Source organism: Gordonia effusa NBRC 100432, from assembly GCF_000241305.1.
In the GTDB taxonomy this organism is placed as follows: Bacteria; Actinomycetota; Actinomycetes; order Mycobacteriales; family Mycobacteriaceae; genus Gordonia; species Gordonia effusa.
This window is the reverse complement of record NZ_BAEH01000096.1, coordinates 26,535-42,050: the sequence shown is the minus strand read 5'-3', so window position 1 is coordinate 42,050 and position 15,516 is coordinate 26,535. Positions and strand designations below refer to the sequence as shown.

Here is a 15,516-nt window from a genome sequence, read left to right as displayed (position 1 = left end):
AGGCTCGCCGCATGCACCTCTCGGGAAAGTCCGTTCTGATCACTGGCGGCGGTAGTGGCATCGGCGCCGGCATCGCAGCCGACTTGGCCGCGCACGGCGCGACAATCACCATCGCCGGACGCCGCGCCGACCGGCTAGCCGACGTCGCCGCGGCGATCAACCAGGCTCACCCCGGCGCCGCGTTGCCGCACGCCACCGATGTCACCGACGAAGCACAGGTCGCCGAATTGATCACTGCCGCAGTCGAACACGGCGGCGGGAAACTCGACGGCATCGTCTCCTGCGCGGGCGGCAGCGAGACCATCGGCCCGATCACCCAGATCGACTCCGACGCCTGGAAACGCACCGTCGACCTGAATATCAACGGCACCATGTTCACCGTCAAACACGGTGCCCGCGCCCTCGTCGCGGGTGGCGGCGGCGCAATCGTCGCGATCTCGTCGATTGCCGCGAGCAATACTCACCGCTGGTTCGGCGCCTATGGCGTCACCAAATCCGGCGTCGACCACCTGGTCGCGCTCGCCGCCGACGAACTCGGTCCATCAAATGTGCGCGTGAATGGAATTCGGCCCGGCCTCACACGTACCGAATTGGTCGCCGCCATCACCGAAAGCCCTGAACTGTCACAGAATTACGCCGACAACACTCCCCTGCCGCGCATTGGCGAGGTCGCCGACATCGCGAATCTGACCCGCTTCTTACTCGGCGACGAATCAAGCTGGATCACTGGCCAGGTCATCAACGTCGACGGCGGACAGATGTTGCGTAGCGGCCCCGATTTCTCCTCGATGCTCGCACCACTCTTCGGCGACGACGGCCTGCGTGGCGTGGTCGCGCAAGCGAATACCTAGGAGCTCTGGGCACCGATGTCTACCGCACCCATCGCCCACCAGATCGCCGGCACCACTGTCACGATGCCGGTTCACATTCGCGATGCCCGCTGCTTTGTGGCTGCCTTCACCGCCGACGTCGGGGCCGTCACCACCGCGATCGCCCACACCGGGCTGAGTCCACTGCGCATCAGGCCGGGTGTAACCGGCGAGGGCCGCACGTTATGCATGCTTGTCTTCGTCGACTACATCGACGGTGATCTGGGCCCCTACAACGAATTCGGTGTCTGCTTTCTGGTCAACCCACCCGATGGCGGCCCAGCGAGCGGATCGTTCTCGTCTCTCAAGTCACTTGTCGCCGGCGACGCCCGTGCGCTGGTCCACCATTTGCCGGTTGACGGAGAGTTCACGCTGGCCGCTGGCCGCGGTATCTGGGGTTTCCCCAAAACACTCGCCGACTTCACCGTCAACCACGATGCCGCGACCAAACGGGGCACGGTGCACTCCGATGGGCAGCTCGTCGTCGACCTGAGTGTCCGTCGAGGTATTTCGATGCCGGCGTCATCCGCGTCGGATAACGTTGTGCTGCATGCCTATTCACATTTGGATGGCATCACGCGTGCAACCGATTGGCGGCTCACCGAAACTACCGGAACGCGCACGCGGGTAGGCGGCGCGAAACTCACGTTGGGCAGCGGACCGATCGCCGACGAACTGCGTGCTCTGAAACTCTCGCGTCACGCGTTGATGGCGTCGTCGGTCGACCACATCTCAATGACATTCGAGGAACCGGAAGTGGTTACCAGTCTTCGATCGACGTAAAGCCATCTTGAAGTGCACGGATGAGCAAGTGCGCTTTGGTGGGGGCGGGCCGGCCGACCTCCGCGTATTTGTCACGTATCCGCGACACATGGGTGCTCACCGTCGCAGACGAGATGAATAGCGCCTTGGCGGCATCGCGTTTGGACTCGGTGACCAGCCAGGCCAGCAGCACCTCGATCTCGCGTGCGGACAACGCGGGCCGCGGAATCCGCCGCACCACGACGATGTCTTCGATAGCGAGGACATCTGTGCGCGCCCGTCCAGATAGCGGTAGCGCGACGACATTTGACGTCGTATTCGATGCGGCATGCTCAACGCTGACAGTCACGGACCGCTCCTACATTTCAACCTTGAGATAGCCACACAGTAGGGACCATCGAAGGTAATTCTGACGATTTCCGTTGAGACTAGTAGTCCCAACCTCGGACAGCACATCATGAGTCGCACAATATGTTTCGCGATGATTACAAACGATCCGCCACTCCCCTTAAGCTGGCCATATGAGTAATCTCGAATCAGCCCCCACCGAGATGATCTGCTCGCCAACCGCCCCGGATACCGATCACGCCGGTCTGCGCGTTCACGTGCTGACCTCGCGTGACGTTCCGCTCGGCGGTCCACGTGCGATGACGGTTCACCGAACCATCCCCCAGCGGGATCGATCCCTTATCGGCGGCTGGTGTTTCGCAGACCACTACGGCCCACAAGACGTATCGACCGGTTCGGTTCCCGGAATCGACGTTCCGCCGCACCCTCATATCGGTTTACAAACCGTGAGCTGGTTATTCAGCGGCGAAATCGAACATCGCGATACCAACGGTGTGCACGCGATGGTGCGCCCGGGCGAGCTGAATCTGATGACCGCCGGGCGGGGCATCGCGCACACCGAGGTATCGACGCCGGAAACCACTGTGCTGCACGGTGTCCAGCTGTGGGTTGCGCTGCCCGCCGACGCCGCGGAGGTCGACCGCGACTTCGCCCACTATGTGCCGCCCGCCGTCAACGTCGACGGTGCGGTCGTCCGGGTGTTCCTCGGCGAACTCCTCGGCTCGACATCGCCGGTCGCCACCTTCAGCCCGCTCCTGGGCGCTGAACTTGTCGTCGATGCCGGCGCGACGATCGACCTCGACGTGGATTCGACCTATGAACACGGAATCCTGGTCGACTCCGGCACCCTGCGGATCGTCAATGCGGCCGAACCGCTCGACGTCGCGCGGACCGAGATGGCCTATATCGGCGTGGGCGCCAAGGTAATTCGACTGACCAATACCAGCGCGCAGCCGGGACGACTGATCGTGCTCGGCGGGGAACCACTCGGTGAGGACATCATCATGTGGTGGAATTTCGTCGGCCGCACACATGAGGAAATCGTCGCCGCGCGGGACGCCTGGATGGCTCATTCGGACCGTTTTGGGCAGGTACGTGGATACGAAGGCGATATCCAGCATCTTCCCGCCCCGGCCCTGCCTGGAACGCGGCTGCGAACACGCGACAACAAGCCGGGGCAGGCGTGATGACTTCACTGATCCATGACTGAATCCGCACTCTCCGGCCGCTGGGCTACCCAGCCGCTCACCACCGACCGGTTCGACGACTTCGCCGACGTCGTCAATAGGACTCGACGAAAGACGCACTGCTGGTGCACGACTCACCGCCTTTCCGCTGGTGAGATAGAAGGGTGCGGGGGCCGTGAGGCCGCAATGCGAACACTCGCGGCGTCGCCCCAGCCGCCGGGCGTCCTCACTTACCTCGACGACGCTCCGGTCGGCTGGTGCAACATCGGTCCGCGGACGCAGATCACCCGACTGACGAGGTCCACTCTGATCCCCGCGATCGACGACCTGCCGGTATGGTCAATCGTCTGCACAATCGTCCGGGCCGGCTACCGCAAACGCGGTGTGACACAACGACTTATCCTCGGAGCCGTCGACTACGCGGCGTCCCGCGGGGCGCCGGCGGTCGAGGTATATCCCGTTGATCCACCAGCACGAATGGACCTGACAATGGCATTTGTCGGGGTCAAGCGCATGTACGACGTCGCGGGCTTCGAGGTGGTTGGTTCGACGAACGCGGTGGCCGGCGGGCTGCCGCGGCTGATCATGCGCAAATACCTTCACGCTGAAGGTGTGAACTCGCGGGTCAATGTCACAAATGTCCCGTAGGATAAGCCACCATGACGCGACGAATACTGACAATTTTCTGTGGCCTGGCGATGGTACTGGGGGCGTCAACCCTTGTCACGGCCCCACAAGCCCAAGCCGCTGGCTGCCCAAACGTAGAGGTGATCTCGGCCCGCGGCACCCTTGAACCGGGTGCGCCGATGGGCCTGACCGGGCTCGCCTTCGCCGCTGCGGTCCGGAGCACGCTACCGGGCAAGTCAGTGCGTGAGTACGGCGTGCCCTACCCGGCGAGTGGCAACTTCGCCAACCGCCTGGCATTCGCTCACGAGGTGCTGAACGGAATCAAGGTCACGCAGAACCGGATCAAGTACCTCGCAGCGACCTGCCCACGCACACGCATCGTGCTCAGCGGCTACTCGCAGGGAGCAGTCGTGATTGGCTATGCTCTCAATCCCGGTATCTCTGTCCCGGCACAGTATGAGAGGTACCGCCGGTATGCCCCGGCACGACTGCCGGCGTCGGTCGCCAAGCACGTGGCTTCGGTCGTGCTGTTCGCACCTCCGTCGGCCCGCTTCATCCGTGGTGCGGGAGCTCCGCCGGTCCAGATAGATCGGCTCTACGCCCGCAAGACCGTCCGCTACTGCATCCCGGGCGACACCATCTGCAACGGCGCTCCGCTTGGACGGCCAAACGCCCTGCACGTTCTGTACACGGTCAACGGCGACGCATTGGCCGGAGCGCGATTCACCGCCGCGCACCTATAGCGCCGCCGAGCAATCTCGCGAAGTTGTCGATCCCGGTCGCCTCGGCATTGTTCGAGGCGACCGGCTCGACCACCGACCGTGGCGTCAACACGCCATCTGCGGCATCGGCCCCCACTGAACGGGCCAATTCGTTTGCCGCACGGCCAATTCGATCACTGAGCATAGCCGTGTCGCCGGTGTTGCCCGACCAGTCCTGCGATGCCGCGTACACACCGGTCGGCATCACGACGGCGCGCAGGTAAGCGAATAGCGGTCGCAGCGCGTAGTCGAGCACCATCGAATGTCGGGCGCTGCCGCCGGTAGCGGCGATGAGAACCGGCTTGCCGGCCATCGGCTCGACCTCGACGAGGTCGAAGAACGACTTGAAGAGCCCACTGTAAGACGCATTGAACACCGGCGTGGCAACGATGAGCGCATCGGCACGATGGACGGCGTCAAGGGCGGACCGCAGGTCGCCGACACCGAAACCCGACGTCGTGGAATTGGCGATCTCAACGGCCAACTCACGCAGATCGAGCACCGTGGTGTCGACCCGAAGCCCTTGACCCGCAACGCCTTCGACAAACTCGGCAGCCAGTCGATCGGCCAGCATCCTCGTCGACGAGGGATCGGAAAGCCCGGCGTTGACGACGACCAACCGCCGCTGTGACTCATGGGTCATGCCCGCACCTGACCTTTCTCACTCTCGCGCGCGGCGACGAGCGACGCGTGCGTCGGAGCGTCGGGTACCTCCGCCGCCCGCCCGTCGGCGAATCCCCTGCGCAATTCGGGCAGTACCGCTCCCAGCTCGTCGAGCTGTTCGAGGACGGTCTTAAGTGGCAGCCCCGCGTGATCGACAAGGAATAGCTGCCGCTGGTAGTCGCCGAAGGTATCGCGGAAACTCAGGGTCTTGTCGACGAATTCCTGCGGGCTGCCGACGGTCAGCGGCGTCTGGGAGGTGAACTGCTCCAGCGTGGGGCCGTGACCGTACACCGGTGCGTTGTCGAAGTAGGGGCGGAATTCACGCACCGCGTCCTGACTGTTCTTACGGATGAAGAACTGTCCACCGAGACCGACAATGGCTTGGTTCGCCGCACCGTGCCCGTAATGCTCGTAACGTTCGCGGTAGAAGTCGATCAGCCGCTGGAAATGCTCCTTCGGCCAGAAGATGTGGTTCGCGAAGAAGCCGTCGCCGTAGTAGGCCGCCTGTTCGGCGATCTCCGGCGACCGGATCGATCCGTGCCACACGAAGGGCGGCACATCGTCGAGCGGCCGAGGGGTCGAGGTGAACGACGTCAGCGGAGTACGGAATTTCCCCTCCCAGTCAACAACATCCTCAGTCCAGAGCCGTCGCAGCAAAGCGTAGTTCTCGATGGCGAGCGGAATTCCCTGTCGGATGTCCTTGCCGAACCAGGGATAGACGGGCCCGGTGTTGCCACGCCCCATCATCAGATCCACCCGACCGTCGGCCAAATGCTGAAGTGTCGCATAGTCTTCGGCGATCTTGACCGGATCATTGGTGGTGATCAGCGTTGTCGACGTCGACAGGAGCAGGTTCTCGGTCTGCGCCGCGATATAGGCGAGTGTCGTCGTCGGCGATGACGGGATGAATGGCGGGTTGTGATGCTCACCCGTCGCGAAGACGTCGAGACCCACTTCTTCGGCCTTCTTGGCGATAGCCACCGTCGCCTTGATGCGCTCATGCTCGGTCGGCGTGGCGCCAGTGGTGGGGTCAGTCGTGACGTCGCCGACGGTGAAGATGCCGAACTGCATATCTCACTCCTTCTCGATTTACTCAAATCTGAGCTACACACGGATCAACCGGACCGCAGTCCGAATAATTCCCGACATAGCCGACGCGACTGCCGCGCATCGAGACATGGATCACGCGGCCTGGCCGCCAGGCGCCCAGGCTGCGGGTTTAGGCTGTGCTTACTAACCGATTGAGGAGTTGGAAGTATGAACCTTCGTAAGACTGCCGCCGCAGCCGCCATCGTCGGGGCCGCCGTATTCGGTGTCGCCGCCTGTAGCAATAGCGAGGAGGCCAGCGACGCCACCGGCACCACACCCAGTGTGATCACCGACTCGAGCACCACGTCCGCAGCAGCGTCCGAACTCTCTGCCGCCGACGCCCAGGCCACCCTCCGCAAGGCGATCGACCCGAAGACTTCTTCGGCCGACCTCGACGCCGTGGTCGACACCACCAACTCCGGCACCAAGGCCGCGCTGCAGCTATTCGCCAAGGGCGCATCGATGGGCGGCTACACCCCCGAGATCTTCACTGTTAAATCGGTCGCCGCCGACGGTGCGGATAAGGCAGTCGCGACCGTATCAGTCGCGAGCCCGCACGCACCGCAGCCAGTCGACATCAAACTGACCTACGTCAAGACCGCCGATGGCGCGTGGAAGCTCTCCGCCGACGCGGTAGCCCAGCTGTCATCGATGGCTGGTGGACACGGCCACTGATTCTTTGCCCCACCGCTGAGATATGTCCCGAGGATGCGGCAGACGCTATATAGACGTCTGACCAGTCCTCGGGACATATCTTTGCGGTAAGTCGAGACATTCCATCTGCGTCACAGTGAGCGCTCGGACCGTCCGGATCCGCAGGCCGAGCGACTCCGGTTGGCCGTCGAGTGGGAAGACTCGCGTCTGCCGATCCCATTCGAACTCGGCGCGGACGTTGCCAATCTCCCGCCAAATACCTTGCGTATCAAGCACTTCGACATCCCACTGGGCCACCCCGGCCGACAGTGGTGTGATCGTATAGTGGCTCACTCGGGTCGCTCTATCAAAGCACCAGCCCAGCACCTCACCTGCCGCGAGGTCGGCGCCCGGCGTCGACGAATCGTCGTCAAACGCCCGCATATCCCCTATTGCGCATCGAGCGTCTCCTGAGATCAGATCAATTGGTACAGAAGGAAATTCACCGCTACAGGTAATCGACTGTGGCGTCGATGCGGCAGCCCACATAGACGGACTCGGACCGAGGTCGAATTCGATACGCGCCCCCCTTGACAATCGAGCGCGGTCAATGACAATCTGCGACCACGGTTCGCCGTCGATGCGGACAGCCTGAATGTACACATTGTCGCCGCCGGCATCTGGAGCAAGAATCTCGATTATCGATCCGTTCTCCAGGCGCCATGACATCCGGCGGAAACTGGGCGCGCACAGCACATACTGGCCGGCACCAACGGTCAGCGGATACAGACCCGACGCCGCGAACAGATACCAGGCAGACATCTCACCGTTGTCCTCATCACCCGGATACCCTTGGCCCACTTCCGATCCCAGAAACAATCGCCGGACGGCTTCGGAAACTATTCGCTGCGTCTTCGCATGAGCGAATGATCCGGGACGAGACGCGAACGCGTACATGAACGGGATATGGTGCGCCGGTTGGTTGGATAGCGCGAGCATCCCCATCCGCGTGTCTCGGGCTTCGCGCATCTCGTGAATGACCACGGGATAGCCTCCTCGGAATTCCTCGCGGCCGGTCTCTTGCTCGACGTAGAAGGCGTCGAGTTTAGCTTCCAACGCATCTTGGCCGCCATGCAACGCGGCCAGCCCGGCACCATCGTGGGGCGCGGTGAAAGCTGTTCCCCAGGCGTTGGTCTCGGTGTAGTCGGTGCCCCACATTCGCGGGTCGAACCGCCCACCACGCCATGCACCGTCGGCTTCTCGGCCACGGAAGAAGCCAGCCTCGGTGTCGAACATCAGAGCGTACCGACCCGCTCGCGCGGTGAACCACGTTGTGTTGGTGACGAATTCGGCATGGCGAGGATGATCCGGATACTGCTCTGCCAGATACTCGGAGAATGCCGCGATCGCCGCATCGTTGATGGCGGCATCGACCGTCCAGCTCATGCCCTCGTGGGTCTGGGTATCAGCGAAGCCGGTGAACAACGATCGATTCAGACCCTTACGTCCCACGCGCGGGTCGTCCGACGGCGTCGTGGCATTGCGTAGGCAAGAGTCGTAGGCGTCGAGGATATCGAACCCCGCGTCGGCTAATCCGGCCAGCGCCGCATCGGCGAAAACCGCGTCACTGCACGTGCCGGTCATGATGTCGGCCGGTCCCGGTGCCGACCATCGACTCACCCATCCGCCCGCACGATAGTGTTCGACGAAACCATTCAGCAGGCGCGCGGTCTCGTTGGGCGCCAACAGGGTTCGCAGCGGCCAGCTGGCGCGGTAGGAATCCCAGAAGCCGTCTGTCACGCTCAGCCGACCGTTGACGATGACTCGCCCCGTCCGGGTGGGACGATCTGGCTCGGCGGGATCGCCGAACGGACTCGCATAACACCAGTCGGGTTGGTTCGCGCTGCCACGATTCTCGGCAGCGGTCGTAGGATACAGATTCAGGCGGTAGAGCGACGAGTACAGCGTCGTCAGTTGGTCCGCGGAGGCGCCCGCGACGTCGAGTACCGACAGGGCGTCGAGCCAGCGCTGCCGCGCGCGCCGCATCACGGCGTCGAATCCCCCTCCCGCACGGTCGAATTCGAGATTCCGCCGCGCCTGATCGACGCTAATAAAAGATGTGCCGACCGCGTATGTCACCGGACCGCGTGACGTATCGACGGCAATCGAGCCGAGTACCGCGGCGCGCTCACTGCCCGGATAGGTATGTGTATCAAGGATTTTCGCATCCACTTCGACGTAGACGTACATACGCGGTACCCGGACCAGGCCGCCGGGACCGTCGACGTAACCGGTGATCGCATTGTCCGACAAATTGAGTGCGCCGTCGTCATCGAGTTGATCGAAGATCAACGAACCTGTGCCGCTCTGATCGCCACCCTCCCGCGAGTCCGGATAGGTAGCCCGCAGCCACACCGAATGCGTACCAGCGGTCAACTCCGCGAACAGCGAACGCCCATCGCCAACCTCGAGCGTCACCGCGTACAGATGCGGTCTGTCGTATTCGACGTCATGGTCGAAAGCGAGCGCACGCGCGGCACGATCGGGGTTGGGTCGCGCCAACACGCTCGGAAAGAACTGGAAGACACCGCGATCCCCCATCCACGGCGACGGGATATGCGACGTGGCGAAGGACTGCAGATAGGGCCGGACCGATTCGCCGTCGACGCGGGACGCCTCATGATACGAGTACGGCCAGCCGCGATTGCCGCCGTCGGTCATCGGCAGACCGAACACGAACGGGTGTGGCCCGGCCGCCACCAGAGGTGCGCAGTTCCCGCGCGAGAAGCGGTCGGACGATTGCGTACCGCGAGTGGTGCGGACATGGTCGAGTACGTCATCGATCGGGGCGGTCGCGGATTCGACGCGGACTGCGTCGAGATGGCCGAGGAGACGGCGTCGGTCCGCCGAGCCATCGACGCGGTCGGAGATCAGAACCACCAACTCGACGTGATCGACCGTGGACCCGGCGAATCTATTCAGCGGGAATGACTTTCGGGTCCACTGATCGACCGAGATCGTCTTGGAATCGTATTGCGCGCGAGGATCGCACGGCACGCCGTGATGATCGGCGACATCGGCATCTGAAAGGCGCGATCCGTCGAGGAACACAATGTCGAGACATACTGCCGTTGCCGCATAGGAATCGCGGACGTCCGGTTCGGCAGCATCGAAGATTGGATGCAGGACATAAGACACGACGGTATCGGGCGCGATGGTGACACCTTCGAGTCCGGTGCGCTCGACGATGAGGCCGACGAGGTCGCCCGCGTCACCGACGACGTCGTACCGCCACGGGTACGCCGACATGAGACCTACCCCCGGCTTGGCGTTGACCGGATGCGCTGGTCCTTCAGCGCGCGCAAGTGTCGCTCGGATGCTGTTCACGTCTTCAGACCTAGCACATGAAGTCACACCACACCGCCTCGATAAGATGGGCGTCGCAAGATGAGGGGGCAGGACGAGAGGGGCAGCAATGCCTGAGAACGTTTACCGCTACGTGGCTCTGGGTGACTCATTCACCGAGGGCGTTGGTTATGACGACCCTACGCGGCCCAACGGGGTCCGAGGCTGGGCCGATCGAGTAGCCGAAGAACTCGGCAAAACCCGCGACGTCGAGTACTCCAATCTAGCCATCCGCGGGTGGCTCCTCGACCAGATCGTGGATAGCCAGTTGGAGCGGGCCATAGAGCTAAAGCCCGATCTAATCACCATTTCCGCTGGCGGCAACGATATGCTGCGGCCCGGGTTCGACGTCGACGCGGTCATCGGCAGATATGACGCACTGTTGGGGCGGTTGGCGACTACCGGAGCACAGATCGTGGTGTTCACCATGGTCGACGGATCATCTTTCCCGGTACTGGGTCATTTACGTTCCCGAGCACTCGCGTTCAACGCCGCGATCCGCGACATGGTGCGTCGGCATGATGCGACGCTCGCCGACTTCTTCGCGTTCACCGGCTTCGACGACCTGCGCATGTGGTCGTGGGACCGGCTGCACCTCAATACCTCCGGCCATACGCTGATGGCAGCTAATGTGCTCGACGTACTTAACGTCGAACACTCGGCGCCGCGGCCGAGCTTGGGTCCGCGACCATCCAAGTCGGTCATCGCCCGCAGAATCGATGACGCGGTGTGGACCCGCAAATTCCTCGTGCCGTGGATTGGACGCCGCCTGAACGGGACGTCGTCGGGAGACGGGCTGAGTCCGCGATACCCCGACTATGTGCGACTGGACGAGTTGGTCTGAGACCTCGCAGGATTATCCAGTTTGGACGGCGAGTGTGACGGCTGGACGAGGCTGCCAGATGTCAGTCGCCGGTTGAGATCCGAGCCGCACCATCTGGCGATCCTCCTGGCGGTGTGGCCGCCACAGCGCAATGCCGTCCATGTCTGGTTTTCCGGTTCTCGCCAGTGAGACCAGTGCCTGTTGTTCGAGCGCCGCCACACGACGGTCGTTCTCGGTTGGCGTCGCGGCGGCATCGGGTTCGATGTGGTCACGATCGTGCAAGAGCATTCCGATGTCGGTACCGTGCATCGCTCCGACATCCTGGAGTGGAAACGATTCCGCTGTGTAGTCAAACATCTCGAACCACGCCAAACCTCCGCCTTCCTCATGCGCGGCTAACAGTTTCGCTGAATCCGCAAAGAAGGTCACGTCTGAAAGCAGGTCGACGTCCGGGTCGCGGCCGGGCGCGGTCTGTCGTCGATACGTCTCGGCGAGAGCGGCGAACTCCGTCGAGGTTGCCGATTGTGTTGCCACCGCGTCGCTGGCGCCACCTTCTTTGAGGACGTTCCACATCGCCGCCTCGTCGGCGGTGTTCGACACGAGTAGCGGAATATCCCGCGCCGCGCCGGCCGCGATGGCTTCCAGCGGTGGCTGCGGAATCAAGTCACCATCAATGACCGCCGAGTACCGAACGGCCTCGGTCTCACCAAGTTTCTTGTGCGCGTAGCGCAGACGCACGTTGGACATCGTCAGGAGATCGTCAACGGTTACCGAAGGACCGAGGACGTCGAGAAGACGTCTAGTCAGTTCGGTAGCCGTTTCGGGATCGACGGGATGCGTTGCGCCGCCACTGTAAATGGCGGCCTTATGTAGCAGTCCACGCGACGATGGGATGCCCAGGAGAGTGCCGATGTTATAGCCCCCACCCGATTCGCCAAACACTGTGACATTGGTGGGATCGCCGCCAAATCTCTTGATGTTGTCCTGGATCCATTCCAGAAGCAGAAGCTGGTCTCGGACAATCTGATTTCCAGTGTCTGCGTATTGAGAGTCGAAGCCGCCAAGGTAGAGGTGGCCCCAGATTCCAAGGCGGTAGTTGGCCGTCACGATGACGCAATCATGCTGTGCCGCATAGACTCTCGGGTTTCCGTATGGTGAACTACCGGAGCCGAGCATATGACCGCTCGGATGAAACCAGACAAGAACGGGTCGATTGTGATCATCGGCGTTCGGCGACCACACGTTGAGTCGTAGACAATCCTCTGATTCGCGGGCGTCGGGATCCACGATTCGCAGCATCATGGGCTCGTCTGTCATCGGCAACTGCCAACAGATGTCGCCGAAGGCCGCCGCGGGCCGCACGCCATCCCACGGCGCTGGCGGTACGGCGGGCCTGAACCGCCTCGAGCCGCCGGTACTTTCGCCATACGGGATACCTCGCCACACAGGAATTCCCATATCCTCGGTTCCTTGAACGCGCCCAGACGTCGTGGTCACGATGTGCTCGGTCATCAGTAAATGCCCTCAATCACTTTCTGCCCATCGAATTGCTCCACGGGTTTGACGGCTGACACCGAATCGCCAAGTGCGCCTACAGGTCCCGGAACTCGAATCGCGGTGTCCCGCTCAAGATTGTTGGGCAGGAACACCCCTTTGGTCACCGTATGCATCAGTACCTGGCCACGCTGTCCATAGTCGACCGGCTCACCTGTTACCGAATCCACGACGCGCATCGTCATATATGGCTCGGCGGGATCGAATATCGTGTCATCGTCTTCGCCGACATTCGGGCGCGGCTCGGTACCGCCAACGGCGATGGAACTGGCGTAAAAGCCAGTGAATTCGATCCCCGGAAAATGGACCTGCTCGAATTCAAACCGTTCGTCGACGGTCATATGTGCTCCACCCCAGCTGATGCTCTTGACGGTGGCCCGCACGAGGTCGGCGAGGTCGCTACGCTTCACGAGCGCGCGCAACATCGGCGGCGTGGTCAACAGGCGTTCGATGTTCTGACTGCGCAGGATGAAACCCGCCTGGTCAAGAATGTGATCCACGTAGGCCTGCGCATGTTCCACATCACCATCGGCGACCAGCTTCTTTACCCACCGCGGATCCATGTCAACCGAAAAGAACAACGCGCCGTAGTGCTCAGCCGCGATTCGCTGAAGCACACCGGCGGCGTGTGGGCCGCTCGGGAACATCGACAACGTGGAGAGATCGCCGGCAAACGCGCCATCCTGGCGATTGAGCATCTTCTGAACCCAGTCTTCCATGAAGATGATCCGCTTCGGCGCACCTGTGGTGCCGCCGGATTCAAAGATGCGCGGCGCCGGGTACGACGGCCCGTACCCGCGTGGAATCAGGTCGCGCACGTCCACCGTTCGCAGCTCATCAAGGACGTAAGGAAAACGGGATAGATCGTCATAACTGGTTATGTCACGCACCGGATCGAAATCGAACTCACGTGCGCGCCGGAGCCAGAACGGTGACCCCGTGTCCTCCCCGAAATGCCACGTCAACGCCACCTTCAGATATTCGATCTTATCCTCAGGTTCGCTCATCGGGTCGAGCACTGACCAATCGGATCCCAGCGATGTCGACATGAATTCCTCCCAATACTTCCTCAGCAAAGATCTAGTAGTTAGCAATACTACATAAAAGCGGGGAGTTGTCCACGGTTAAATCGGTCGACCGCACGTTTGGTGAAAGTTGGCATTGACCGCGTCCGCCTTGGGGCTAGCTACCATCGGGTGAGCCGCTGAGCGAGTAAAGGAAGTGTGATGTCCAGACCGCGCAAAGATGCGCTTCGTAATCGTCGACTCTTGGTTGTGGCCGCGAAGGAAGTGATTGACGAGGACGGCCTGAACGCCTCACTTGATGACATCGCTCGGCGCGCGCGGCTGGGTAACGCAACTCTGTACCGCCACTTCCCATCGCGAGATGCGTTGTACGAGGCAGTATTTGAGGACTTACACGAGTGCGTGACTAATATCGACGGTCGCGTGGCGCAGGCGCAGTCAAGTTGGGACGGCTTTGTCGGCTACCTCGTGGAACTGGTTCGAGAATTCGCTCAAAGCCGCGGTGCGTTGGAGATACTCACCGAGGGAGATCGGCATTCGGATGCGTTCGATGCGCTGCGCTCCCACATCAATAGCACTGTTCAGATGTGGACGGCCCGAGCGCAACAGGCGGGTGCCATGCGCCACGACGTCACACACAATGACGTACTCGTATTTCTAATCGGCATTGGACGCTTGGCAGTGGCCGCGGAACTGGACGGCCACTCACACCTATGGGAACGACAACTACGTCTGATGTGCGATGGCCTGCGAGAAACAAGCCCATCACCCGAACTGCCGGGGCCAACTGTCACCGATCGCGAGCGCGATAGCCTAATGGAGAATCTGAAGCGCCGCCGGTAATCGATCCGCCCCTGATCCGTGGCGGCACCGACGGAGAATTACGGCGAAGATTGAGAAGAAATGACGGCTAGCCAACCGCGTGTAGGCGACCGGACGAACCGCCCTCGATATCGCGGCCGAGCCACATCACCATGTCGCGGATGGCGTCGCCGATCTGCGGCGCCGACAACTTCGCCACATTCGGCATCGCGTTGAGGAGGCCGGCAACAAGCGCGGAACCTGAACTCAGACCATGTGCTGTAACAACGTCCGAATAGTCACCGATAACACTGTCGAGGCGTCCGAAGCTGACGGCATCGCCGCTATGTCGCACAGCCGTGAGGCTAGGCGCGATCTCAGCGCGATGCTGAATGTGCTCGAGCACTTCGTTCATTGCTACCTCCGGCGACGGTTTGCGACCTTGCCTAGTTGGGTACTCCCACCGAATGACCGTGGATGTTGGGGATAGTTTGCCATGCGCTGGACTTTCTCGCGAAGGCAAATGTCTGATATCGGCGACCAAATATAGATTTGTGAGCAAAATCACGTCAGTCAGCTTGTGACTGGACACTATCAATGTTAAACGTGTGACTGCCGTGCCAGAAGCGCCTGACATAACTCGATGCCTGGTTGTAACGGAATCGATGCGGCACAACCAGGCATCGTCGACCCCAGCGTCAGGCGCCGGAGCCGTTCCGCGAGGCGGCGTCAGCCTCCATAGCGTCGATCAGGCTCTTCGGGCGAAGGTCGGTCCAGTTCTCCTCGACATATTTCAGGCACGCCTCGCGGCTGTCCTCGCCAAAGACTTTGGTCCAGCCGGCAGGGATGTCGGCGAAGGTCGGCCACAGTGAATGCTGGTTCTCGTCATTCACCAACACGAAGAAGCGGCCGTTTTCGTCGTCGAATGGGTTCGTCATATCTCAGTTCTCCTTCTGCTCAGTACTTAAG

Annotated in this window: 16 protein-coding genes; 8 read left to right on the top strand and 8 right to left on the bottom strand. The window is 61.9% G+C overall.

The window, feature by feature from the left end; translation table 11 throughout:
- Window positions 1–11: 11 nt before the first annotated feature.
- Window positions 12–851, top strand: a complete 840-nt coding sequence (locus GOEFS_RS16990) for an SDR family oxidoreductase (protein ID WP_007319176.1) — start codon at window positions 12–14, stop codon at window positions 849–851.
- A 15-nt stretch (window positions 852–866) separates the two neighbouring features.
- Window positions 867–1,652: an acetoacetate decarboxylase family protein gene (locus tag GOEFS_RS16985; protein ID WP_007319175.1), complete on the top strand. Its 786-nt coding sequence runs from the start codon at window positions 867–869 to the stop codon at window positions 1,650–1,652.
- Here the strand turns inward: GOEFS_RS16985 and GOEFS_RS16980 are convergent.
- Window positions 1,630–1,980: a LuxR C-terminal-related transcriptional regulator gene (locus GOEFS_RS16980; RefSeq protein ID WP_007319174.1), complete on the bottom strand. Its 351-nt coding sequence runs from the start codon at window positions 1,978–1,980 to the stop codon at window positions 1,630–1,632. The genes GOEFS_RS16985 and GOEFS_RS16980 overlap by 23 nt on opposite strands.
- A 172-nt stretch (window positions 1,981–2,152) precedes the next feature.
- On the opposite strand from GOEFS_RS16980, the gene GOEFS_RS16975 reads away from it, so the two are divergent.
- The 3 genes from GOEFS_RS16975 to GOEFS_RS16965 are packed head-to-tail and all read left to right on the top strand — an operon-like array spanning window position 2,153 to window position 4,536.
- Entirely contained in the window at window positions 2,153–3,166 is a 1,014-nt protein-coding gene (locus GOEFS_RS16975; RefSeq protein ID WP_007319173.1) for a pirin family protein, read from the top strand.
- A gap of 15 nt (window positions 3,167–3,181) precedes the next feature.
- Entirely contained in the window at window positions 3,182–3,814 is a 633-nt protein-coding gene (locus tag GOEFS_RS16970) for a GNAT family N-acetyltransferase (protein ID WP_007319172.1), read from the top strand.
- A gap of 11 nt (window positions 3,815–3,825) precedes the next feature.
- Window positions 3,826–4,536, top strand: coding sequence for a cutinase family protein (locus GOEFS_RS16965; RefSeq protein WP_040525359.1), 711 nt, complete (start codon window positions 3,826–3,828; stop codon window positions 4,534–4,536).
- Here GOEFS_RS16965 and GOEFS_RS16960 read toward each other — a convergent pair.
- Window positions 4,517–5,197: a CE1759 family FMN reductase gene (locus GOEFS_RS16960; RefSeq protein WP_007319170.1), complete on the bottom strand. Its 681-nt coding sequence runs from the start codon at window positions 5,195–5,197 to the stop codon at window positions 4,517–4,519. The genes GOEFS_RS16965 and GOEFS_RS16960 overlap by 20 nt on opposite strands.
- Complete coding sequence (locus tag GOEFS_RS16955; RefSeq protein WP_007319169.1) at window positions 5,194–6,288, bottom strand: LLM class flavin-dependent oxidoreductase; 1,095 nt, start codon at window positions 6,286–6,288, stop codon at window positions 5,194–5,196. Before GOEFS_RS16955 ends, GOEFS_RS16960 begins: the two co-directional genes overlap by 4 nt.
- A gap of 186 nt (window positions 6,289–6,474) precedes the next feature.
- On the opposite strand from GOEFS_RS16955, the gene GOEFS_RS16950 reads away from it, so the two are divergent.
- Complete coding sequence (locus GOEFS_RS16950) at window positions 6,475–6,981, top strand: MTB12 C-terminal domain-containing protein (protein WP_007319168.1); 507 nt, start codon at window positions 6,475–6,477, stop codon at window positions 6,979–6,981.
- Between the two features lie 45 nt (window positions 6,982–7,026).
- Here the strand turns inward: GOEFS_RS16950 and GOEFS_RS16945 are convergent, their stop codons facing one another.
- Window positions 7,027–10,326, bottom strand: coding sequence for a GH92 family glycosyl hydrolase (locus tag GOEFS_RS16945; protein WP_245549885.1), 3,300 nt, complete (start codon window positions 10,324–10,326; stop codon window positions 7,027–7,029).
- Window positions 10,327–10,414: 88 nt separating this feature from the next.
- Here GOEFS_RS16945 and GOEFS_RS16940 point away from each other — a divergent pair, with 88 nt between their 5' ends.
- On the top strand, window positions 10,415–11,188 hold the full coding sequence (locus GOEFS_RS16940; protein ID WP_007319166.1) for an SGNH/GDSL hydrolase family protein: 774 nt from the start codon (window positions 10,415–10,417) through the stop codon (window positions 11,186–11,188).
- 12 nt (window positions 11,189–11,200) lie between these two features.
- Here GOEFS_RS16940 and GOEFS_RS16935 read toward each other — a convergent pair whose 3' ends face one another.
- Both GOEFS_RS16935 and GOEFS_RS16930 read right to left on the bottom strand, forming a co-directional pair.
- Complete coding sequence (locus GOEFS_RS16935; protein WP_050949944.1) at window positions 11,201–12,679, bottom strand: carboxylesterase/lipase family protein; 1,479 nt, start codon at window positions 12,677–12,679, stop codon at window positions 11,201–11,203.
- A complete protein-coding gene (locus GOEFS_RS16930) occupies window positions 12,679–13,770 on the bottom strand; it encodes a phenylacetate--CoA ligase family protein (protein ID WP_007319164.1) in 1,092 nt (363 codons plus the stop codon). The genes GOEFS_RS16935 and GOEFS_RS16930 overlap by 1 nt, the downstream gene beginning before the upstream one ends.
- A 177-nt stretch (window positions 13,771–13,947) precedes the next feature.
- Here GOEFS_RS16930 and GOEFS_RS16925 point away from each other — a divergent pair, with 177 nt between their 5' ends.
- On the top strand, window positions 13,948–14,589 hold the full coding sequence (locus GOEFS_RS16925) for a TetR/AcrR family transcriptional regulator (protein WP_007319163.1): 642 nt from the start codon (window positions 13,948–13,950) through the stop codon (window positions 14,587–14,589).
- 67 nt (window positions 14,590–14,656) lie between these two features.
- Here GOEFS_RS16925 and GOEFS_RS16920 read toward each other — a convergent pair whose 3' ends face one another.
- Both GOEFS_RS16920 and GOEFS_RS16915 read right to left on the bottom strand, forming a co-directional pair.
- Complete coding sequence (locus GOEFS_RS16920) at window positions 14,657–14,962, bottom strand: hypothetical protein (protein WP_007319162.1); 306 nt, start codon at window positions 14,960–14,962, stop codon at window positions 14,657–14,659.
- Between the two features lie 283 nt (window positions 14,963–15,245).
- Complete coding sequence (locus tag GOEFS_RS16915; RefSeq protein ID WP_007319161.1) at window positions 15,246–15,485, bottom strand: MbtH family protein; 240 nt, start codon at window positions 15,483–15,485, stop codon at window positions 15,246–15,248.
- Window positions 15,486–15,516 lie beyond the last annotated feature (31 nt).